Origin of the sequence: Acidisoma sp. PAMC 29798 (assembly GCF_030252425.1) — a bacterium.
In the GTDB taxonomy this organism is placed as follows: Bacteria; Pseudomonadota; Alphaproteobacteria; order Acetobacterales; family Acetobacteraceae; genus Acidisoma; species Acidisoma cladoniae.
Map to the genome: position 1 here is coordinate 2,423,792 of NZ_CP126994.1, position 20,229 is coordinate 2,444,020.

Here is a 20,229-nt window from a genome sequence, read left to right on the forward strand (position 1 = left end):
GATATGCTAGAGGCGCGCCCAACTGAAGCAGCGGCGGGGATTTCGGATGCGCGTTCTAGTGGTGGGCTCGGGTGGCCGCGAACATGCCCTGGTGCGGACCATCGCCCGCAGCCCGCTGGTGACGGCGGTGTTCTGCGCCCCAGGCAACCCCGGCATCGGCGCTCACGCCATTCTGGTGCCGATTCCCGCGACCGATATCGAGGCATTGACGACCTTCGCCGCCGCCAATGCGATCGACATGGTGGTGCCCGGCCCCGAGGCGCCACTGGTGCTGGGCCTGGCGGACGCGCTGCTTCATCAGGGCATCCGCTGCTGCGGACCGAGCGCCGCCGCCGCGCGACTTGAAGGTAGCAAGCAGTTCACCAAGGAAGTCGCGGATGCCGCCGGCATTCCCACCGCGCGCTGGGAAGCCTTCACCGACACGCATCAGGCGCTTGACTTCGTGCGCCGCCGCGGCGCGCCCATCGTCGTGAAGGCCGATGGCCTGGCCGCCGGCAAGGGCGTCGTGGTGGCGACCACGGTGGAGGAAGCCGAGGCGGCCGTGATCGCCTGTATCCGTGAGGGCGCCTATGGCGCCGCCGGAGCGACCGTGGTGATCGAGGAGTTCATGGAGGGACCGGAAGTGTCCGTCTTCGCCCTGTGCGACGGTAAGAACGCCCTGTTTCTGGGCGCGGCGCAGGACCATAAGCGCGCCTTCGATGGCGATCGCGGCCCGAATACGGGCGGCATGGGCGCCTTCGCGCCGCCACCCGGTTTCACGCATGCGACGCAGGAATTGGTGATGGAGAGCATCATCCGCCCGACGCTCACGGAAATGGCGGCACGCGGCGCGCCCTTCGTCGGCATCCTGTTCGCCGGGTTGATGATGACGGCGGCGGGCCCGAAGCTGATTGAGTTCAACGTCCGTTTCGGCGATCCGGAGGCGGAGACGCTGTTGCCGCTATTGGCGGACGACCTGATGCCGGCGCTGATTGCCGCCTGTGACGGCACCATCGCCGACATCGCCCTGCGCTGGCACCCGGAAGCGTCTGTCTCGGTCGTCCTGGCGGCACAAGGCTATCCCGGTGCCTATCGCAAGGGCAGCGAGATCCGCGGTCTGGACGCAGCGTCGGCGGGGGACGAGGTCTCCGTCTTCCATGCCGGCACCCGCGCGGAGGATGACCGCGTGCTGTCGGATGGCGGGCGCGTGCTCGTCGTCAACGCGACGGCCCCCAGCCTGGCACTCGCAATAAGCCGCGCCTACCACGCCGTGGACGCGATCGACTGGCCAGACGGTTTCTGCCGCCGAGATATCGGACAAGGGCACGGATAGAGAGATTGGCAGGGCGCTTGCATCGGAACTAGGATCAGCTATGCGCTGACTGACAGCTTGTGCGACTTCGACGGAGATTGCCCCCGTATGCCTTCCTTGCCACTGAGCGACGTTCCTGAAACGCGGGGCGTGCCGCAACGTCCCCTCGGGAGTGGCGGCCGCCTGATTGAGATCGCGGCGGTCGAAAAGACCTTCGGCGACCCTGCCTCGGGCCATAAGGCCTTGGAGGCGATCAACATCACCATCGAGGACAAGGAGTTCTTCACGCTCCTCGGCCCATCCGGTTGCGGCAAGACCACCCTACTCCGCATGATCGCGGGCTTCGAACATCCGACCACCGGCGCCATCCGCCTGCATGGCAAGGATGTCGCGAACCTGCCGCCGCGCGAACGGCCGGTGAACATGGTCTTTCAGAACTACGCGCTATTTCCGCATCTGAACGTGGCGCAAAACGTCGCTTTCGGGCTCCAGATGCTGAACTGGAAGAAGGCCGATATCAGCGAACGTGTGGATGCCATGCTCGCGCTGGTGAAGCTGACAAGCTTCCGGGACCGCAAACCGACCCAGCTGTCCGGCGGCCAGCAACAGCGCGTGGCGCTCGCCCGGGCCTTGGCGCCGCGCCCACAGGTTCTGCTGCTGGATGAGCCGCTATCGGCGCTCGATCTGAAGCTCCGCAAGGAAATGCAGTTCGAGCTGAAACGCCTTCAGCGTGAAACCGGCATCACCTTCATCCTTGTGACCCATGACCAGGAGGAGGCGCTGGCGATGTCAGATCGTCTCGCTGTCATGAACACCGGCCGCGTGCAGCAAGTCGGCACGCCCGAGGAAATTTATGACCGCCCCGCCAACCGCTTCGTCGCCGATTTCATCGGCGAGGCGAACCTCATTCCCGGCGCCGTTCTTGGCCGGAATGCGGATGTGGTCATCGCCGTGCGGCCGGAGCGGATCGAACTGGTGCCGCCCCATGTCACGCCACGCCTCACCGGCATCGTGGGCGCATCGACCTTTCTCGGTTCGGACACCTTGTTGGAGATCACCGCCGCCGGCACGCGCATGCGGGCTCGCATTCGCGGCGCCGCGCGGCTCGCGCCCGGAACCGAGGTGGGGCTGACCTGGCCCGCCGACGCCGAACGGGAGTTGGTGGATTAGGAGGTCCATAGCTGTGAAATTCCGCCCGGTCTTTTGGCTGCTGCTACCCGCCGTTGCCGTGATCTTCGTGTTCATGGCGATCCCGATGCTGATCTCGCTGGCCTATTCCTTTCTGACCGCCGACACCTATGGCGGCGTGACCTCCCCCCCCAGCGTCGCCGCTTATGTTCAACTGCTGTTCGACCAGGATTTCGACGGCAGCCTGATCTTCATGCCCGACTATATTTGGATCATCGTCCGCTCGGTCTATCTCGCGGTCTTCACGACGGTGCTCAGCCTCGCGGTTGGCTTCCCGGTCGCCTGGTATATCGTCTGCCAATCACCCAATCGCCGGAAGGTGCTGCTGACCCTGGTCACGCTGCCCTTCTGGATCAATACGCTGATCCGCACGTACTGCTGGATCCTGATCCTGCGCGATGAAGGCCTGATCAACAACTTCCTCAAATGGACCGGTATCATCCATCACCCGCTGCCACTGCTGTACAACCAGGGTGCGATCCTGCTCGGCTTGGTCTATACGTTTCTGCCCTTCATGGTGCTGCCGATCTACGCCACCTTGGAGCGGCTCGATCCGCGCCTGATCGAGGCGGCCTACGATCTTTACGCGACTCGTGTGCAGCTCTTCCGCCGCGTCGTCTGGCCATTGACCCGGCCCGGCGTGGCCGCTGGCGTCGTTCTGGTCTTTGCCCCCGCGCTCGGCGCCTTCCTGCAACCCGATCTGCTGGGCGGCGGCAAGCAATTGTTGATCGGTAGCCTGATCGAGATGCAGTTCACCTCCTCCCGCAACTGGCCCTTCGGTGCGGCCCTCGCGACATTGGTGACGCTCGCGGTCGTCGTGGCCCTCGCCTGGCAAAGCCGACGCAGCAAGCCGGTGGAGGCCCGGGTATGAGCGCCGAGATAGACGCTGCAACCGGCACACGCAGTACGCGCCCGACCGCCAAACGTCGGCCCTTCGACTGGCGCCACAATCCGGGTTTCGGCCCCTTCACCCTGCTGGTGATGCTGTTCCTCTACACGCCCCTGGCGGTGCTGGTGATCTACGCCTTCAACGCCAACCGCATGGTAACGATCTGGGGCGGCTTCAGCGTCAAGTGGTTCGGCGCCGTCGCCAATAACGGGGATATCCGGCACGCGGCCTATATCAGTCTGCTGGTCGGTGTGCTGGCAACCATCTGCTCGACAGTGATTGCGATCGCCGCCGCCCTCGGCTTCGAACGTGGCGGCTGGTTCAATGGCCGCAGCACGGCCGTGGGCCTGGTCACCATGCCGCTGGTGGTGCCGGAAATCGTCACCGCCATCACGACGCTGATCTTCTTTTCGGCGATCGGCTTTCATGATGGCGTGCTCAACCTCGTCATCGCGCATACGGTTTTCTGCATCCCCTTCGCGATGCTGCCGATCCAGGCGCGGCTCAGCGCCGTGGGTAACAGCTACGAGGAAGCGGCCCGCGATCTTTACGGCGGCGAATGGCGCATCTTCCTGCGCATCACGCTGCCGCTGATGGTACCGGGCATCATGGCGGGGGCAATCCTCGCCTTCGTCACGTCACTCGACGACTTTCTGATCAGCTTCATGGTCAGCAGTGCGGGCACCACCACCCTGCCCGTCTATGTCTACGGCATGATGCGATTGGGCGTGACGCCGGAGGTCAACGCGATCTCGGCGATCCTGCTCGTGGTCTCGGCGGCGCTCGCCCTGGTCGCCTTCGTCATCAGCCGTCCCCGAGAGGCCGCTAAGGCCGTTGCGGCTGATACGCCGCAAATCGCCGCTACGTCGTAACCTCGGACCTTTAGGAGATAACATCGATGCGTCCCTTGCTCGCGCTCTGTCTGAGCGCCTCAGCCCTGGTGGCCTTGCCCCTGTCGCACGCCGCTCAGGCCGCCGATGCCGGCGTGCTGCATATCTTCAACTGGACCGACTACACCGCCCCCGACATGATCAAGAAGTTCACCGCCGAGACGGGCATCAGGGTTACGCTTGATACCTATGATTCGAATGAGACGCTGCTCGCCAAGATGAAGGCTGGCACGACGGGTTACGACATCGTGGTGCCCAGCAACGACTTCGTGCCGATTTTCATCCAGCAGAAGCTGATCCAGCCGGTCGATGTCGCGGATATGCCGAACTTCCACAACTTGGAGCCGCGTTGGCAGCATCGCGCCTGGGATCCGGACGCAAAGTATACCGTGCCATGGCAGTGGGGCACGACGTCCTTTGTCTATGACACCAAGGTCTATCCCGGCCCGGTCGATAGCTTCGCGACCTTCCTGAACCCGCCGGCCGTCTTCAAGGGTCAGGTCGGCCAGCTCGGTTCGCCCAGCGAAGTCATCGATATGGTGCTGGTCTATTTGCACAAGCCCTATTGCAACCAGGACCCCGCGACACTGAAGCAGGTGCTGGCCTTGCTGGAGGCACAAAAGCCCTTCGTGAAGGTGTACAACTCCGACGGCATCGCGGATCGCATGGTATCGGGTGAGACGACAATGCATGCGGTGTGGTCCGGCGACGCCGAGCGCGCCCGCGTGCAGAAGTCCACGCTGCGCTATGTCTACGCCAAGGAAGGCGGCCCTGGCTGGATGGACAATGTCGCCGTCGCCACCGGCGCACCGGATTTGGAAAACGCCAAGAAGTTTCTCAACTTCATGATGGACCCGAAGAACGCCGCCATGGAGACCAGCTATTCGGGCTATGAGAACGGCGTTACCGGCTCCGGCCAGTTCCTCGATCCCAAGCTTGGCAACTCGCCTGAGTTCAACCCGCCGAAGGATTACAAGATTTACTTCAACTACGCCTGCCCGGCCAAGGCCACCAAGGACTATGACCGGATCTGGACCCTGCTGCGGAAGTAGACTCTTCCGGCGAAAGACGGTGCGCTTTTCCGCCCTACGGTTTTGTAGGGTGGATGAGCGCAGCGTCTTCCACCGACTACGCCTGATATGTCACGCGGCCGTCGCAGATCGTCATCGCCGGCCGCAGACTGTGCAGATCCTCTGGCGCAGTCTTCGTAATATCACCTGACAGCATCACGATGTCCGCCAGATAGCCCGGCGCCAGGATGCCCTTGCGGTCTTCCATGAATTCCACCCAGGCACTGTCACGCGTATAGGCCGCCAAGGCCTGCATCAACGTCGGCCGATGATCCGGCAAACCCGCCGCCCAGGTTTGCCGCGTCAGGGCATTCTGGATCGACGCAATCGGGTCGATGGGTGACACCGGCCAATCCGTCGCGAAAACCAGCGTCGCCCCGGCATTTCGCAGCGTGCTCCAGGCATAGGCATAGGGCCATTTTGCCTCCCCAATGCGCGACACCGTGGGCTCCAGCGGCAGGCCGGCCGAGCCGGGCGGATGCGGCGGCTGCATGGACGCGACCACGCCGAGGTCCGCGAAACGCGGAACATCCGCCGGGCTGACCACTTCGATATGTTCGATGCGATGGCGACTATCGCGCGCGCCATTCGCGGTGCGGGCGGCTTCATAGCCATCGAGCACAATGCGAACGGCGCCGTCACCGATGGCGTGAACCGCGATCTGTAGACCGAGAGCATCGGCCGCCACCGCGACGCGACGGAAATGATCCGCCGAGAACAGCGGCTCTCCCCGCCAGCCGGGACGATCCGCATAGTCATCCAGCATCACCGCCGTCCATGAATCCAAGACACCATCGACAAAGACCTTGACGAAGCCGGACTGCAATCGATCGCTATGGAAGCCAGCGCGCATCTCGACCGCTTTCGATAGGGCGTCGATGGCCATGAATTCCTTCATATGAAACGGCACGCGCACGCGGGCGGACAATTCACCCGCCGCCTCGATCTCCGCCAGAAGTTCCAGCGTGTAGAAATTCCCGTCCATATTCTGGATCGAGGTGATGCCATGCGCGACGCAATAGTCGAGGCCACGCTTGAGCATGGCCCGATCTGCCGCGCGATCTGCGGCGCTGAGGGAGGCATCGGGCTCCAGCCCTTCGAGGCCGAGGCGCGACCTTGCGCCGACCGTATCGAGTTCATAGACGGGACCAATGGCTTCACGCTCCCGCAATTCCCCCTGTGCGAGACCGTCCGCCTCCATAACGATCTCATTGCCGGGACCCAGAGCACGTCCGTGCAGAATCCCGGCCTGCTCCAAGGCCTTGGTATTGGCCCAGGCGGTATGGCAATCAGGCGCCACCACGATGAGAGGGCGATTGGGCAGGATGCGGTCGAGATGATGCCGGCTCAGGCGCTCGGTCTCCGAGAGGATTGTGTAATCCGCTGACTGTCCGATGATAAGCGTCTCGCCGGGATGGGCCGCGTGATGCGCGAGCACACTGTCACGCAATCCATCGAAACCATGGACGCCGCGCAGTTGCAGATGGGAGAGCGCCGCCGCGCCACCAAACAGATGCATATGCCCCTCATTGAAGCCGGGCATCACCGTGGCGCCGCCCGCATCGATCACGCGGGTCGTGGCAGAGACCAGTGCACTGACCGTCGCATCATCGCCAACGGCGAGGATACGGTTGCCGGCAATCGCGATCGCCTCGGCCTCCGGCATCGTCGCATCCATCGTCAAAATGCGAGCGCCGCGAATGATGAGGTCAGCCATTGTATACGACATACGGAATACCTTGGAAGTTACGCGCCGCATCGATAGCATGGCGGCCGTCGATGAACGAGATCAGGAGACCCTGGATGAAATTTGCGCCCGCGCTTCCCGCCGCCCTTGCCTGTGCCAGCTTACTGTCCACTGCCAGTGTGTTTTCAGCGCCGGCCGCCCATGCGGCAGATGCCGGTGTGCTTCATATTTACAACTGGACCGATTACACCGCGCCGGACCTCCTCAAGAAGTTCACGGCAGAGACCGGCATCAAGGTCACACTTGATACCTATGATTCGAACGAGACGCTGCTCGCGAAGCTCAAGGCTGGCGCGACGGGCTATGACATGATCATGGTGTCGAACGATTTCGTTCATATCTTCATTGATCAGAAGCTGATCCAGCCGGTCGATGCTTCGGCGATGCCTAACTTCAAATATCTCGATCCGCGCTGGCAGAAACGCGATTGGGATCCGACGGCCGCTTACACCGTGCCGTGGCAGTGGGGCACGACGTCCTTTATCTATGACACCAAGGTCTATCCCGATCCGGTCGATAGCCTAGCAACGCTGTTCAAGCCCCCGGCGGTTTTCAAGAACGAGATCGGAATGCTGGGTTCGCCGAGCGAGGTGGTGAATATGGCCCTCATCTATCTCGGCCATCCGCCCTGCGACACGGTGCCCGCCGATCTAAAAGAAACGATGGCCCTGCTGGTGGCGCAGAAGCCCTTCGTGAAGGTCTATAATTCGGATGGCATGGACGACCGGATGCTGTCCGGCGAAACAACCATGACCATGGAATGGTCGGGCGGCGCCGCGCGGGTGCGCGCCCGCAAAGCCTCCATCCGCTATGTCTTCGCCAAAGAAGGCGGTACGGGCTGGATGGACAACCTTGCCGTGCCTGTCGGTGCGCCTGATGTCGAGAACGCAAAGAAGTTCATGAACTTCATGATGGATCCGCAGAATGCGGCGATCGAGACGGAGTTCGCGCAGTATCAGAACGCGGTTCCTGATTCGGTGAAGTATCTGCCGGCCTCGATCACCGATGCGCCGGAATTCAATCCGCCGAAGGATTACAAAATCCTGTTTTCCCCCGGCTGCGACGCGAAGGCCACCAAAGACTTCGATCGCATCTGGACGCAGTTGCGGAAGTAGTCTTGAAGATCGTGGCGGCGCGCATGGTGCGCGCCGCCACGATCACACTTGTCCCGGAACCCGCATGGACATCATCTTCAGCCCCGACCATGCCCTGCATGAGAGCCCCGGCGAGCTCAATTCCGGCGAATGGGTTCCGGCTTTCGAGAAGCCCGAGCGGGCTGAGCTGATCCTTGCCCGTGCCTTGGAGATGAACCTTGGCAAGGTTGTCGCCCCTGACAGTTTTCCCCGCGGCGCCATCACGCGCATTCACGATCCGCGCATGGTCGATCTGCTTGAAAGCGCCGCCGCCGAATGGGCCGAACTCGGCCGACCCGGCGCAGCGCTCCCTTTCACCTTCTTCACCCGTGGCATGCGGCGCGACCGCGTGCCGCAAGGTTTGGAAGGCCGGCTCGCCTATTTCTGTTTCGATGCCGGAACCCCCGTCACCGCCACAAGCTGGCAGGCGATACGAAGTTCGGCCGATGTCGCCCTCACCGGTGCCCGCGCCATCAGCGGCGGTGCGTCATCGGTCTTCTCGCTGTGTCGCCCACCGGGCCATCACGCGGGGTCGGATCATTACGGCGGCTATTGCTTCCTAAACAACGCCGCCATCGCCGTCCAATCGCTGCTGGATTCAGGCGCGCTCCGTGTCGCGATCCTCGATGTCGATTACCACCACGGCAATGGCTCGCAGCAGATCTTCTATGAGCGCGACGACGTGTTGCTCGTGAACATCCACGCGACCCCGGATCAGGAATATCCCTATCTGCTCGGTTTTGCGGATGAGCCGGGCGCCGGCGCGGGTGAAGGCTTCAACCTGAACTTGCCGCTCCCTTGGGGCACGGAATGGCCGGACTGGAGCGCGGCCCTGGAAACGGGCTGTGCGCGCGTCGCCGATTACGCGCCGGATGTGCTCGTCGTGTCGCTCGGCGTCGATACCTATAAGCATGACCCGATTTCTCAGTTCAAGCTCGACCATGAGCATTTCACGCGCATGGGCGCCCGCATCGCGAAGCTGGGTCTGCCGACGCTGTTCGTCATGGAAGGCGGCTATGCCGTGGCGGAGATCGGCATCAATGCCGTGAACGTCCTCACGGGGTTTGAGGGCGCCTAGCGGCGAAAAACGCCCGCAGCAGATCGCCGCACTCCATCTCGCGAACCCCGCCCACCACCTCCGGGCGATGGTGGGCATGGTCGAAGACTCGGGCGCCATGCTCTACGCCGCCGCCCTTGGGGTCATAGGCGCCGAAGACGAGCGTCTTGACGCGAAAGGCACTGATCGCGGCGGCGCACATGGCGCAAGGCTCCAGCGTCACGACCAGCGTGCAGTCGATCAACCTCGGTGAGTCCAATATCTGCCCGCCGGCGCGGAGGACCAGCATTTCGGCATGGGCACTCGCATCGTGATCGGCTTCCGTCCGATTGCCGGCCCGCGCCAGCACGGCGCCCTGAGCGTCGAGCAGCACAGCGCCGACCGGCACCTCACCACGTTCGGCCGCCGCACGCGCCTCCTGAAGGGCGATATCCATCGGGGTCATGCGACTTCTTGCCTGCTGGCAGGACAAGGGTCCAGTGGACCCCGGCCCCGATGTTATGCGATCAGCGGGGAATGATCGACCGACCTGCAAAACCCGCTGCCAGCACCATCCATCGCCCGCTGTCCCTCGCCGTGATGGACCTCCATCGCGCGCTTCTCCACGCGCAAGCGCGGGAGACGGGGTTGGAGGGCAATCCCCTGCGCCTGCTCGGCGCCGTGATGGGTGACGAGCGTTTCGCCTGGCTGCGCGCCTTCAGCGATTTCATCGTCGCGATGGATGAGACCGGTGCGCGCGGGGAAATCCCCGATGCAACTGCCCTCGCGCCCTACGTCACCACGATGCGCGGCCTGCTGGCGCCCGAGACCGAAGCCGCCCTCCGCATCGCCGCCGTTTCGCCGACAACGCCGGATGTCGCCGAGGCCGCCGCGCGCGTCCAGGTGATCCTGGCGGAGTTTTCGTGATGATGACGCGCCGCCCCCTGGTGGGCATCACGCTGGACAGCGAGCCGCCGGGCGGTTGGTCGAAATACCCCTGGTATGCCATCCGGCAGAACTATGCCGCCGCCGTGGTCGAGGCCGGCGGCCTGCCGGTCGCCTTGCCGCATGACGCCGCGCTGGCGGAGGATTGGCTGGACCGCATCGACGCCCTGATTGTGACCGGCGGCGCCTTCGACATCGACCCCGCGATCTATGGCGCGGGCGACCGGCATGAGACAGTGACGCTGAAGGAAGGCCGCACGGCCGCCGAACTGGCTCTGCTGCGCGGCGCCCTGGCGCGGAACATGCCTGTACTCGGCATCTGCGGCGGGCAGCAGTTGATGGCGGTCGCCCTCGGCGGCACGCTAATCCAGCATATCCCCGACAGCGTGCCCGATTGCCTCGCCCATGAGCAGAAGACGCGGCATGACGAGCCCGCCCATGCCGTGGAGGTCACTCCGGATACGCTGCTGGCGCGCATCGCCGGTGGCCCGCGCATGATGGTCAATACCTCCCACCACCAGGCCGTGCGCGACGCGGGACCCGGCGTCGTCGTGAATGCCGTGGCGCCGGACGGCGTCATCGAAGGTATCGAAGACCCACGTTACCACTTTTGCCTCGGCGTGCAGTGGCACCCGGAATTCCATACCGACCCCGCCGACCGACTGATTTTCGCCTCGCTGATCGAGCATTGTTCATGACCGACACCCCCGAAGACGACACCGCCGAGAGCGCGGAGCGCGGCGAGCGCATCGCCAAATGGCTGGCGCGGGCCGGCGTCGCGAGCCGCCGCGACGTCGAGAAGATGGTCGCCGAAGGCCGCGTCAAGTTGAATGGAAAGAAGCTCGATCATCCCGCGAGCTTCGTCGGCGCCGGCGACATCGTGCAGGTCGATAACAAGGTGGTGGACCAGCCGTCGCGCACGCGGTTGTTCAAATACCACAAGCCGGCCGGGCTGATGACGACGCATAAGGACCCCGAGGGCCGGCCGACGGTCTTCGACAAGCTGCCGCCCGGCTTGCCGCGCCTGATCAGCATCGGGCGCCTCGATCTCAACAGCGAGGGTCTGCTGCTGCTGACCAATGACGGCACGCTGGCGCGGCTGCTGGAGCGGCCGGAGACCGGCTGGCTGCGCCGCTACCGCGTGCGGGTGAACGGCTATGTGGACGAAGACGCGCTCAAGGGCCTCGCTGAGGGCGTGACGGTGGACGGCGAGCGCTATGGCCCGATCGACGCCGGGCTCGACAGCCGCAAGGGCGACAATTCCTGGCTCTCCGTCGGCCTCCGCGAAGGCCGTAACCGCGAAATCCGCAAGGTCATGGCGCATCTCAACCTCACGACCTCGCGCCTCATCCGCATCGCCTATGGGCCGTTCCAATTGGGCCTGCTGCCGCGCGGCGTGGTCGAGGAAATTCCCGGCAAGATCCTGAAGGACCAATTGCCGAAGGCGGCCCCGCCCAAGGTCGCACCGAAGGCATGAGGATCATCGCCGGGCGGTTCAAGGGCCGTCGGCTGACGGCCCCCGCCGGCGATGCGACCCGCCCAACCTCCGACCGCGCGCGGCAAGCCTTGTTCGACATCCTGCTCCATGCGCCATGGGCGGAGGATGTGATCGAGGGTGCCGTGGTGCTGGACGCTTTCGCGGGCACGGGCGCCCTGGGGCTAGAGGCTTTGTCGCGCGGCGCGGCGATGGCGCATTTCATCGAAAACGCGCGGCCTTCGATCTCGGCCTTGCGGGACAATGTCACGGCCTGCGGCGCCGTGGAGATCAGCCGCGTCATTCCCGCCGACGCTCGCAAGCCGCCGAAAGGTGTGCCATGCGGATTGGTGTTCCTCGACCCGCCCTATGGGCTCGATCTGGTGCCGACAGCCTTGGCCGCCTTGTCTGCGGCGGGTTGGATCGCGCCCGCGGCGCTGATCGTGGCCGAGATCGGCGCTGGCGATACGGTGCCGACCGAGGCTCCGCTTTTGGCAGACCGCCGCCTCGGCGCGGCGCGAATATGCGTGTGGCGGGTGGACGCGACGTCGTAACGGTTTTGGCGGAATGCCACTCGGAAACCGTCAGGCGTCCTCTTGGGACAGCGCCCGCGTGACGGCGTCGGGTTCGGAGGCGATGACACGCAGCAACACGCGGGCGGGACCGGTGGGGCGCCGATGCCCCTGCTCATAATTCCGGATCGTCTCCACCGAAAAACCGAAGCGCGCGGCAAATTGTTCCTGGCTAAGGCCGAGACGCTGTCTGATGACCCTCACATCGTCGGGTGAAAAGGCTGGCGCTACACGCCGGGCCTGTGCAAGATCCGTTGGCGTGAAAATTGGCGCCGTGTCAGAATCAGCTGCGATCTGAGCGGCAATTTCCGCGTCGGTGGTCGCTTCAAGCGCGGCCCAATCCACCTTGGCGAGGTCCACGTCAGCCCTGGTTCGCCGCACGATCATCATCGCGTTCCTTACTGTTCGCCAGTCGCAAGCTGATGATGCGACGCGTATCGGCGCGATCGGTGTAGACGCACACCATGCACACACCGCGCACCATGCCGATGGCCCTTATCCGCAGTTCACCGTAGTCCCGCCGCGTATCCGCCATTTCGAGTGTGGGGCCATCGAACATTACGATGGCAAGGTCGAAGGGAAGGTTACGATCACGCGCGTTGCGGAAGCTCTTCGCGTCGTCCCACTCGAACAGCATCAAGCACCCTAGTGCTACGGGGTAACTCCGTCAATGACGGAGTACACCGCCACGCGGCTTACTCCGCCCCCTGCCCGAGCGGCGCGCCGGTGGCTTCCAAGGTCACCATCCGCGCCTCGTAGTCGCGCGCGTAACGCTTGGCGAGAATGGCGCAGACCATCAGCTGCATCTGGTGGAAGATGATCAGCGGCAACACGATTAACCCCACGGTCGCCGGCGGGAACAACACATTCGCCATCGGCACGCCCGTCGCGGCGCTTTTCTTCGACCCGCAAAAGACGATCGCCACCTCATTGTCCCGCGAGAAACCCAAGGCGCGGCTGCCGAAGGTGGTGATCAGCAGAACCACCGCCAACAGCACGGCGTCCGACACCAAAATCTCCACCCAGTGGGCAAAGGACAGGTGCTGCCAGATGCCGCGCATCACCGCGGCGCTGAAGGCCGTGTAGACCACCAGCAGGATCGATCCGCGGTCGGTATATTTCAAGATATGGCGGTTGCGTGCCGCCCAAGCTCCGATCCAGGGCCGCAAGACCTGGCCGAGGATGAAGGGCAACAACAGCTCCAGAAAGATGCTGCCGATGGCGCCGAAGCCGGGTCCGCTACCATGGGTGCGCAGCAGGATCGCCGCCATGACCGGCGTCACCACCACACCGATGAGCGTCGAAAAGGTCGCCGCGCAGATCGCCGCCGGCACATTGCCGTGGCCGATGGAGGTGAAGGCGATGGAGGACTGCACGGTGGACGGCAGCAGGCAGATATACAGCAGGCCGATCATCAGCGCCGGTGTCATCACATGCGGAAACAGCGCCTGGAAGCCGAAGCCCAGCAGCGGGAACAGCAGGAAGGTGGCGGCGAGGATGACGGCATGGACGCGCCATTGCGCGAAGCCCGCGATCACCGCCTCCCGCGACAGCCGCGCCCCCTGCATGAAGAACATGATGCCGATGGCGATGGTCGTCAGGACGCTGAAGATCACCGCCCCCTCCCCATAACAGGGAATGAAGGAGGCGATGACGACGCAGGCCACGATGGCGAGGGTGAAACCGTCCGGCAGGAAATCAAGGATGCGTCGCATAGAGTATCCGATCCGATCGCGGCCTAAGCCGCCTTGGCCTGCCCCACGAGACGAGACAAATTGCCCAACACGTCCTTCGCCGTCTTGATCCGGCGGCTGACATCCATCTCCCCGGAAATGACCAGCTTATGGTCCGGCCGTAGCTTGATGGCGCCACCGCGCGAGCCGATCCACGGAATCAACCCGCCCGGATTGCTGAAGGCATTGCCCCGGAAGGTCAGCACCATGCCCTTCGGCCCGGCTTCCAGCTTCTCGACCCCCGCCTCCCGGCAGACGCGCTTGAGCGTCATCACCTGGAGCAGATTCTCGACCTCCTCCGGCAACGGACCGAAGCGATCGACCAGCTCGGCGCCCATCGCCTCCGTCTCCTCGACGGAACTCAGATTGCCGATGCGGCGATAAAGGCCGAGGCGAACTGGCAGATCCTTCACGTAATTCTCCGGGATCAGCACCGGCAGACCCAGGCCTATGGTCGGCGTCCAATCCCGATCGGAGGCGCGCCGTTTGCCGCGCTCGGCCCGCAGATCGGCGACCGCATCCTCGAGCATCTGCTGATACAGCTCGATGCCGACTTCGCGGATATGGCCCGACTGCTCGTCGCCCAGCAGATTGCCCGCGCCGCGAATGTCGAGATCATGGGACGCCAGGGTGAAGCCGGCGCCCAGCGTATCCAGCGTCTGCATCACATCCAGCCGCTTCTCGGCGGCGGGGGACAGCCGATGCGTCGGCGGCCAGGTCAGATAGGCGTAGCCGCGCTGCTTGCCGCGCCCCACGCGCCCGCGCAGCTGATACAGCTGGCCGAGACCGAAGAGATCGGCGCGGTGGATGATCAGCGTATTGACCGCCGGCATATCCAGGCCGCTTTCCACGATGTTCGTGGACAGCAGCACGTCATACTTGCCGTCACCGAACTCGGTCATGACGCGCTCAAGCTCGGTCGGCGCCAGGCGGCCATGGGCCTCGGCGACACGCAGATCGGGCACGATCTCCTGCAACCGCTTGCCCATCCTCTCCAGATCCTCGATGCGCGGCACGACGCAGAAAATCTGCCCACCCCGGAATCGCTCGCGCTGGATCGCCTCGCGGATCACGAGACCATCGAAGGGCATGATGAAGGTGCGCACGGCCAGCCGATCGACCGGCGGCGTCGCGATGATGCTCATCTCCCGCACCCCCGTCAGCGCCAGTTGCAGCGTGCGCGGAATGGGCGTGGCGGTCAGCGTCAGCACATGGACATCCGCCTTCATCGACTTCAGGCGCTCCTTATGCGCCACGCCGAAATGCTGCTCCTCATCGACGATAACGAGGCCGAGGTCGCTGAAGGTGGTCGACTTGGCGAGCAGGGCGTGCGTGCCGACCACGATATTGATCGAGCCGTCGGCGATCCCCGCCTTCACCACAGCCGCTTCCTTGGCCGTGACCATGCGGGACAACTGGGCAACCGTCACCGGCAGGCCCGCGAACCGCGCCGAAAACACACGGAAATGCTGGCGGGCCAGCAGCGTCGTCGGCACCACCACCGCGACCTGACTACCGGACAGGGCGGCGACGAAGGCGGCGCGCAGCGCCACTTCGGTCTTGCCGAAGCCGACATCGCCGCAGATCAAGCGGTCCATCGGGCGGCCGGCGGCCATATCTTCGAGCACATCCGCGATGGCGCGGGTCTGGTCCTCCGTCTCCATGAAGGGGAAGCGGGCAACGAACTCATCCCACATGCCCTCGGCCGGAACCAGGCTCGGCGCCTCGTGCAGCCGGCGCTCGGCGGCGATGCGGATCAGCGCCGCCGCCATATCCCGGATGCGGGTCTTCGCCTTGGCCTTGCGGTTCTGCCAGGAGGCACCGCCCAACTTGTCGAGCGCGACGCCGCCCGTCTCCGCACCGAAGCGCGACAGCATTTCGATGTTCTCGACCGGCAGGAACAGCTTGTGTTCGCCGTCGTAGATCAGTCGCAGGCAGTCATGCGGCGCTTCGTTCACCCGGATTGTGACGAGACCATCATAGCGGCCGATGCCGTGATCCTCATGCACCACGAGGTCACCCTCGGCGATGTCGGTGGCTTCGGCGATGAACTGATCAGCGCGCTTGCGCTTGCGCGGCGGCCGGGCGATGCGGCGGCCGAGCAGATCCTGCTCGCCGACCACGGCCATGCGGTCACCGACGAAGCCACGCTCCATCCCAAGGGTGACCAGGGCGATGGTATTGGGCGGCAGCGCGCGCACGGCATCGGCATTGGCGGCGATGGCCATCTGCTCGAAGCCATGCTCCCGCAACAGGCCGCCGAGGCGCTCACGCGAACCATCGGTCCAGGCTGCGATCACCAGACGCTTGCGATCTTTGCCCCAGTTGAGCATCGCCTCGCGCAGCTTGGCGAAAAGGTCGGGCTGCATGTCGCCGCCGGGGGCGAAGATCGGCGCGGGCCGACCGCCACCATCGATGCCCGTAGCGCCGTCAGGTTTGGCAAAGGGGCTGAATTCGAAAGCGCCGACCTGGGCCAGCATGGCGTCCCACTCGTCCCGACCAAGATAGAGCCGCTCAGACGGCAGCGGGCGATAGGCGGCCTCGCCGTCACGCGGCACCATGCGGCGCGCCTCGTAATGGTCGGCGATCAGTTCCAGGCGCGAATTGAGCCCCAGGTCGGCCTGATGGTCCAGCGCGACGGAGACGGTCGGCAGATAATCGAGCAGCGTTTCCATGGCGTCATGGAACAGCGGCACCCAATGCTCCATGCCCGGATGGCGATGCCGGTCGGAGATCGAGAGATAGATCGGGTCCTGGGACGCGCCCTGGCCGAACAGCTCCCGCCAACTGGTGCGGAAGCGCGCGACCGATTTCGGGTCCAGCGGCACCTCGGAGACGGGATGCAGACTGAGGCCCTTCACGGCCTCGCCACTGCGCTGCGTATTGGGGTCGAAGCGCCGCATGCTCTCGATGCTGTCGCCAAACAGATCCAGCCGCACCGGCTCGGGCTCGCCGGCGGGGAACAGATCGACAATGCCGCCACGCATGGCGAATTCGCCCGGCTCCATCACAGTGGAAGCACGGGCATAGCCATGCCCTTCGAGATAGGTCGCGAGCACATCCTGGGCGATGCTGCCACCCGGCACCAATTGCAGGCTCGATCCCTGAAACATTGCGCGCGGCGGCACCCGCTGCACCAGGGCATTGATGGTGGTCAGGACCACGCCCTGCTTGAGCGGCTTGGCCGCAAGCTGGGCGAGGGTCGCGATCCGCTCGGAAACGATGAGCGAATTGGGGGAAACGCGGTCGTAGGGCAGGCAATCCCAGGCCGGGAACTTCAGAACCGCGAGTTCCGGCGCGAAGAAGGCCAAGGCCTCGGCCATGCGGGCCATGCGCTGATCGTCCCGCGCGACATGGATGATGGGCCCGTCGCTTTCCAGCGCGCGCCGCACCAGCAGGGCGGCATCCCAGCCATCGGGCGCGCCATAGACGGTGAGAAGGCTCATTTGCCCCCCGCCTCGACCATCGCGCGCATCATGGGATGGTCATGCTCTGGCGGGATAGGTTGACGGCGCGTCAGCCACTCGGCCAGATCGGCATCGGGGAGATCGAGGAGTCGCTCCAGCACGGTCAGCTCGTCCTCCGTGAAGGCGGCAAGCCGTGCCGTCACGAAGCCACCGATCAGCAGATCGTTTTCATGAGTTCCACGATGCGTGGCGCGAAACAAAAGCCGCCGGCGGCGCGTATCGGAATCGAGAACGGGTTCGGTCATGGATGAAGCGACCTATAATCACGCGAGCGCGCGGTGTCAGCCTTTGAGCACCCTGCCGCTCGCACAAATTCGCGCGCCGCTGACCCTCCTGCCCGGCATAGGCCCGCGCCTGGGCACCCTCGTCACGCGCCTCGTCGGCGGCCCCACGATCCGGGATGTGCTGTTGCATATGCCCGACAGCTACGTCGACCGGCGGGAGCGGCCGCCTTTGGCCCAGGCCCAGGCCGGCCGCATCGTGACCGTCGAAGTCCAGGTCATGCAGCACCTCAAGCCCGGCACCAAGACCCAGCCCTGGCGCGTGGTGGTGACGGATGGCTCGGCCTTCGTGGAAATCGTGCTGTTCCACCATGCGCGACTGGGCCAGATGCCTGTCGGCGCCACACTCGTGATCTCCGGCAAGTTGGAGCGCTACGGCGATCGGCTGACGCTGCCGCATCCCGATTACGTGCTGCCCCTGGCGAAAGCCGGCGAAATGCCGCTGATCGAGCCGGTCTGGCCGCTCACCGCTGGCGTCACGAACCGGTTGCTCGGCCGCGCCATGACCGGCGCGCTGCGCCAATTGCTGGACTTTCCCGAATGGATCGAGCCCTCGCTTCGCGCGCAGCGCAAATGGCCGTCCTTTCGGGACGCGATGAGGTTGGTGCAGGCGCCGGCCTCACCGGAGGAGGCGCCGCGTGAGCATGCCCGCCTGCGCCTCGCCTATGATGAGCTTCTGGCCGAGCAACTGGCCCTCAGCCTGCGTCGGCTGACGCGCAAGGCAAAGCCCGGCCGCTCGTTGGTCGGCGATGGCCATTGGCGGGCCGAGGCGCTGCGGCGCTTCGGCTATGAGCCCACCGGGTCGCAAATCCGCGCGCTGGCGGAGATCGACCGCGACCTGGCCGAGCCCCGGCCGATGCTGCGGCTGCTGCAGGGCGATGTCGGCTCGGGCAAAACGCTGGTGGCTTTGCTGGCCATGCTCCGTGCCGCCGAGGCCGGCACGCAGGCTGCGCTCATGGCGCCCACGGAACTGCTCGCCCAGCAGCATTACCGCACCCTCTCCGCGCTGTCCCCGGTGCCGGTCGGGCTGCTCACCGGTTCTGTGCCGCTCGCCGAGCGCAGGCGCGTCATGGCCGGCCTCGCGGACGGCACGATCCCGATCGCCATCGGCACCCATGCGCTGTTCCAAAAGGCAGTGACCTTCGCCGATCTCGGCCTGGCGGTGATCGACGAGCAGCATCGCTTCGGTGTCGAGCAGCGCGTCAGCCTCGGCGATAAGGGCGACAAGACCGACGTCCTGGTCATGACCGCGACACCGATCCCGCGCTCGCTTCGTCTGACGCAATATGGCGAGATGGAGGTCAGCAAGCTGACCGAGAAGCCGCACGGGCGCGGGCCATTGCGTACCACCGTCCATGCGATTTCGTCGTTTCCCGAAGTGATCGCGGCGCTGGCACGGATGCTGGACCGCGGCGCCCGCATCTATTGGGTCTGCCCGCTGGTGTCGGAAAGCGAGACGCTGGACCTGACGGCGGCGGAGGACCGTTTCGCCATGCTGGAGAAGCGCTTCGGCGCCATCGTCGGCATGGCCCATGGCCGGCAGGACTCGAAGGTGCGGGAGGCGGCGCTGGCGGATTTTGCCGCCGGGCAGATCCGGCTGCTGGTCGCGACGACGGTGGTCGAGGTTGGCGTCGATGTGCCGGAGGCGACCGTAATGGTCATCGAGCATGCCGAGCGCTTTGGGCTCGCCCAGCTGCACCAATTGCGCGGCCGGGTCGGGCGTGGTTCGGCCGATAGCTTCTGCCTGCTGCTGCATGAGGATGGTCTATCTGGGAATGCGCGGACGCGGCTGGCGCTGCTGCGCGATACCCAGGACGGCTTCGTGATTGCCGATGCCGATTTCAAGCTGCGCGGCCATGGTGACGTTACCGGCACCAAGCAATCCGGGCTGCCCGGCTATCGCCTCGCCGACGTGCCCGACCAGGATGCCTTGCGCGAGCTTGCCCGCAAAGACGCGAAGCTGCTGCTCAACAATGACCCGACGCTCGAAGGTCCGCGCGGAAGAGCTGCGTCGATGCTGCTGAACCTGTTCGATAAGGTTGCCGGGGTGAATGGGATGCACGGAGGATGACGAGCCGCGAATATCCCGCGCGGCCTTTGGTGGGCATCGGCATCGTGGTGCTGAAGCCGCCGCATGAGGTGCTGCTGATCCGGCGTGGCCAGGCGCCGATGCTGGGCGCCTGGGGCCTGCCCGGCGGCGGGCAGGAACTGGGCGAGACGGCCGAAGCCGCTGCCCGCCGGGAACTGCTGGAAGAGACGGGCCTTGAGGTGGGCGAACTCCGCCTCGCCGGCAATGTGGACAGCATCGAGCGTGACGCCGACGGGCGTATCCGCTTCCACTATACGATCCTGGATTTTTGCGCCCTTTGGGCGGGCGGCGAGCCGGTCGCGCAATCGGACGCGGCGGCGGTGACCTGGGGCGATCTGCGGCGGCTGGAGGACTACGACCTCTGGACCGAGGCCCATCGGATTATCGCCTTGGCGCGCACGGGGTTTGGCGTGTGATGGCGGAA

General features: G+C 65.0%; 20 protein-coding genes. 13 read left to right on the plus strand and 7 right to left on the minus strand.

Going from position 1 to position 20,229, the window contains the following annotated elements; all coding sequences use genetic code 11:
* Positions 1–46 precede the first annotated feature (46 nt).
* The 5 genes from purD (at position 47) to QP803_RS11715 (ending at position 5,310) form a co-directional block, all read left to right on the plus strand.
* A complete protein-coding gene (gene purD / locus QP803_RS11695) occupies positions 47–1,312 on the plus strand; it encodes a phosphoribosylamine--glycine ligase (protein ID WP_284943656.1) in 1,266 nt (421 codons plus the stop codon).
* Between the two features lie 87 nt (positions 1,313–1,399).
* Complete coding sequence (locus QP803_RS11700) at positions 1,400–2,461, plus strand: ABC transporter ATP-binding protein (protein ID WP_284943657.1); 1,062 nt, start codon at positions 1,400–1,402, stop codon at positions 2,459–2,461.
* 13 nt (positions 2,462–2,474) lie between these two features.
* Positions 2,475–3,350: an ABC transporter permease gene (locus QP803_RS11705; protein ID WP_284943658.1), complete on the plus strand. Its 876-nt coding sequence runs from the start codon at positions 2,475–2,477 to the stop codon at positions 3,348–3,350.
* Positions 3,347–4,240: an ABC transporter permease gene (locus QP803_RS11710; RefSeq protein ID WP_284943659.1), complete on the plus strand. Its 894-nt coding sequence runs from the start codon at positions 3,347–3,349 to the stop codon at positions 4,238–4,240. Before QP803_RS11705 ends, QP803_RS11710 begins: the two co-directional genes overlap by 4 nt.
* Before the next feature lie 26 nt (positions 4,241–4,266).
* The gene (locus QP803_RS11715) at positions 4,267–5,310 is read left to right on the plus strand and encodes an extracellular solute-binding protein (protein WP_284943660.1); all 1,044 of its coding nucleotides are present in this window, start codon (positions 4,267–4,269) and stop codon (positions 5,308–5,310) included.
* A gap of 76 nt (positions 5,311–5,386) precedes the next feature.
* On the opposite strand, the gene QP803_RS11720 is transcribed toward QP803_RS11715, so the two are convergent.
* Positions 5,387–7,057 (minus strand): amidohydrolase, encoded by a 1,671-nt coding sequence (locus QP803_RS11720; RefSeq protein WP_284943661.1) that lies wholly within the window; start codon positions 7,055–7,057, stop codon positions 5,387–5,389.
* A gap of 74 nt (positions 7,058–7,131) precedes the next feature.
* Here QP803_RS11720 and QP803_RS11725 point away from each other — a divergent pair, with 74 nt between their 5' ends.
* Together QP803_RS11725 and QP803_RS11730 are read left to right on the plus strand one after the other, a co-directional pair.
* Positions 7,132–8,190 (plus strand): extracellular solute-binding protein, encoded by a 1,059-nt coding sequence (locus tag QP803_RS11725; RefSeq protein WP_284943662.1) that lies wholly within the window; start codon positions 7,132–7,134, stop codon positions 8,188–8,190.
* A 64-nt stretch (positions 8,191–8,254) separates the two neighbouring features.
* Complete coding sequence (locus QP803_RS11730) at positions 8,255–9,286, plus strand: histone deacetylase family protein (RefSeq protein ID WP_284943663.1); 1,032 nt, start codon at positions 8,255–8,257, stop codon at positions 9,284–9,286.
* Here QP803_RS11730 and QP803_RS11735 read toward each other — a convergent pair.
* The gene (locus tag QP803_RS11735) at positions 9,264–9,701 is read right to left on the minus strand and encodes a nucleoside deaminase (protein WP_434082917.1); all 438 of its coding nucleotides are present in this window, start codon (positions 9,699–9,701) and stop codon (positions 9,264–9,266) included. The genes QP803_RS11730 and QP803_RS11735 overlap by 23 nt on opposite strands.
* 80 nt (positions 9,702–9,781) lie before the next feature.
* On the opposite strand from QP803_RS11735, the gene QP803_RS11740 reads away from it, so the two are divergent.
* From QP803_RS11740 to rsmD, 4 genes are read left to right on the plus strand one after another with little or no spacing between them, the layout of a single operon-like run.
* On the plus strand, positions 9,782–10,171 hold the full coding sequence (locus QP803_RS11740; RefSeq protein ID WP_284943665.1) for a hypothetical protein: 390 nt from the start codon (positions 9,782–9,784) through the stop codon (positions 10,169–10,171).
* Positions 10,172–10,173: 2 nt separating this feature from the next.
* Complete coding sequence (locus QP803_RS11745; RefSeq protein WP_284947896.1) at positions 10,174–10,887, plus strand: gamma-glutamyl-gamma-aminobutyrate hydrolase family protein; 714 nt, start codon at positions 10,174–10,176, stop codon at positions 10,885–10,887.
* Positions 10,884–11,666: a pseudouridine synthase gene (locus QP803_RS11750; RefSeq protein ID WP_284943666.1), complete on the plus strand. Its 783-nt coding sequence runs from the start codon at positions 10,884–10,886 to the stop codon at positions 11,664–11,666. Before QP803_RS11745 ends, QP803_RS11750 begins: the two co-directional genes overlap by 4 nt.
* The gene (gene rsmD, locus QP803_RS11755) at positions 11,663–12,217 is read left to right on the plus strand and encodes a 16S rRNA (guanine(966)-N(2))-methyltransferase RsmD (RefSeq protein WP_284943667.1); all 555 of its coding nucleotides are present in this window, start codon (positions 11,663–11,665) and stop codon (positions 12,215–12,217) included. Before QP803_RS11750 ends, rsmD begins: the two co-directional genes overlap by 4 nt.
* A 30-nt stretch (positions 12,218–12,247) precedes the next feature.
* Here the strand turns inward: rsmD and QP803_RS11760 are convergent, their stop codons facing one another.
* Genes QP803_RS11760 through QP803_RS11780 form a run of 5 tightly spaced genes read right to left on the minus strand, consistent with a single transcriptional unit; the run spans position 12,248 to position 17,680 of the window.
* Entirely contained in the window at positions 12,248–12,625 is a 378-nt protein-coding gene (locus QP803_RS11760; RefSeq protein WP_284943668.1) for a helix-turn-helix domain-containing protein, read from the minus strand.
* Entirely contained in the window at positions 12,597–12,872 is a 276-nt protein-coding gene (locus QP803_RS11765) for a BrnT family toxin (protein WP_284943669.1), read from the minus strand. Before QP803_RS11765 ends, QP803_RS11760 begins: the two co-directional genes overlap by 29 nt.
* A 58-nt stretch (positions 12,873–12,930) precedes the next feature.
* Complete coding sequence (locus QP803_RS11770; RefSeq protein ID WP_284943670.1) at positions 12,931–13,950, minus strand: bile acid:sodium symporter family protein; 1,020 nt, start codon at positions 13,948–13,950, stop codon at positions 12,931–12,933.
* Positions 13,951–13,973: 23 nt separating this feature from the next.
* On the minus strand, positions 13,974–17,414 hold the full coding sequence (gene mfd, locus QP803_RS11775; protein ID WP_284943671.1) for a transcription-repair coupling factor: 3,441 nt from the start codon (positions 17,412–17,414) through the stop codon (positions 13,974–13,976).
* Positions 17,411–17,680, minus strand: a complete 270-nt coding sequence (locus QP803_RS11780) for an FAD assembly factor SdhE (protein WP_284943672.1) — start codon at positions 17,678–17,680, stop codon at positions 17,411–17,413. Before QP803_RS11780 ends, mfd begins: the two co-directional genes overlap by 4 nt.
* Between QP803_RS11780 and recG the strand changes: the two genes are divergently transcribed.
* Positions 17,679–19,787: an ATP-dependent DNA helicase RecG gene (gene recG, locus QP803_RS11785; RefSeq protein ID WP_284943673.1), complete on the plus strand. Its 2,109-nt coding sequence runs from the start codon at positions 17,679–17,681 to the stop codon at positions 19,785–19,787. The two genes, QP803_RS11780 and recG, sit on opposite strands and share 2 nt — an antisense overlap.
* Positions 19,784–20,221: an NUDIX hydrolase gene (locus QP803_RS11790; protein ID WP_284943674.1), complete on the plus strand. Its 438-nt coding sequence runs from the start codon at positions 19,784–19,786 to the stop codon at positions 20,219–20,221. The genes recG and QP803_RS11790 overlap by 4 nt, the downstream gene beginning before the upstream one ends.
* Positions 20,222–20,229: the final 8 nt, after the last annotated feature.

Coding starts and splice junctions, on each gene's coding strand:
- purD (WP_284943656.1), top strand. CDS start 47: ATGCGCGTTCTAGTGGTGGGCTCGGGTGGCCGCGAACATGCCCTGGTG.
- QP803_RS11700 (WP_284943657.1), top strand. CDS start 1,400: ATGCCTTCCTTGCCACTGAGCGACGTTCCTGAAACGCGGGGCGTGCCG.
- QP803_RS11710 (WP_284943659.1), top strand. CDS start 3,347: ATGAGCGCCGAGATAGACGCTGCAACCGGCACACGCAGTACGCGCCCG.
- QP803_RS11715 (WP_284943660.1), top strand. CDS start 4,267: ATGCGTCCCTTGCTCGCGCTCTGTCTGAGCGCCTCAGCCCTGGTGGCC.
- QP803_RS11720 (WP_284943661.1), bottom strand. CDS start 7,057: ATGTCGTATACAATGGCTGACCTCATCATTCGCGGCGCTCGCATTTTG.
- QP803_RS11725 (WP_284943662.1), top strand. CDS start 7,132: ATGAAATTTGCGCCCGCGCTTCCCGCCGCCCTTGCCTGTGCCAGCTTA.
- QP803_RS11730 (WP_284943663.1), top strand. CDS start 8,255: ATGGACATCATCTTCAGCCCCGACCATGCCCTGCATGAGAGCCCCGGC.
- QP803_RS11735 (WP_434082917.1), bottom strand. CDS start 9,701: ATGGATATCGCCCTTCAGGAGGCGCGTGCGGCGGCCGAACGTGGTGAG.
- QP803_RS11740 (WP_284943665.1), top strand. CDS start 9,782: ATGATCGACCGACCTGCAAAACCCGCTGCCAGCACCATCCATCGCCCG.
- QP803_RS11745 (WP_284947896.1), top strand. CDS start 10,174: ATGACGCGCCGCCCCCTGGTGGGCATCACGCTGGACAGCGAGCCGCCG.
- QP803_RS11750 (WP_284943666.1), top strand. CDS start 10,884: ATGACCGACACCCCCGAAGACGACACCGCCGAGAGCGCGGAGCGCGGC.
- rsmD (WP_284943667.1), top strand. CDS start 11,663: ATGAGGATCATCGCCGGGCGGTTCAAGGGCCGTCGGCTGACGGCCCCC.
- QP803_RS11760 (WP_284943668.1), bottom strand. CDS start 12,625: ATGATGATCGTGCGGCGAACCAGGGCTGACGTGGACCTCGCCAAGGTG.
- QP803_RS11765 (WP_284943669.1), bottom strand. CDS start 12,872: ATGCTGTTCGAGTGGGACGACGCGAAGAGCTTCCGCAACGCGCGTGAT.
- QP803_RS11770 (WP_284943670.1), bottom strand. CDS start 13,950: ATGCGACGCATCCTTGATTTCCTGCCGGACGGTTTCACCCTCGCCATC.
- mfd (WP_284943671.1), bottom strand. CDS start 17,414: ATGAGCCTTCTCACCGTCTATGGCGCGCCCGATGGCTGGGATGCCGCC.
- recG (WP_284943673.1), top strand. CDS start 17,679: ATGGATGAAGCGACCTATAATCACGCGAGCGCGCGGTGTCAGCCTTTG.
- QP803_RS11780 (WP_284943672.1), bottom strand. CDS start 17,680: ATGACCGAACCCGTTCTCGATTCCGATACGCGCCGCCGGCGGCTTTTG.
- QP803_RS11790 (WP_284943674.1), top strand. CDS start 19,784: ATGACGAGCCGCGAATATCCCGCGCGGCCTTTGGTGGGCATCGGCATC.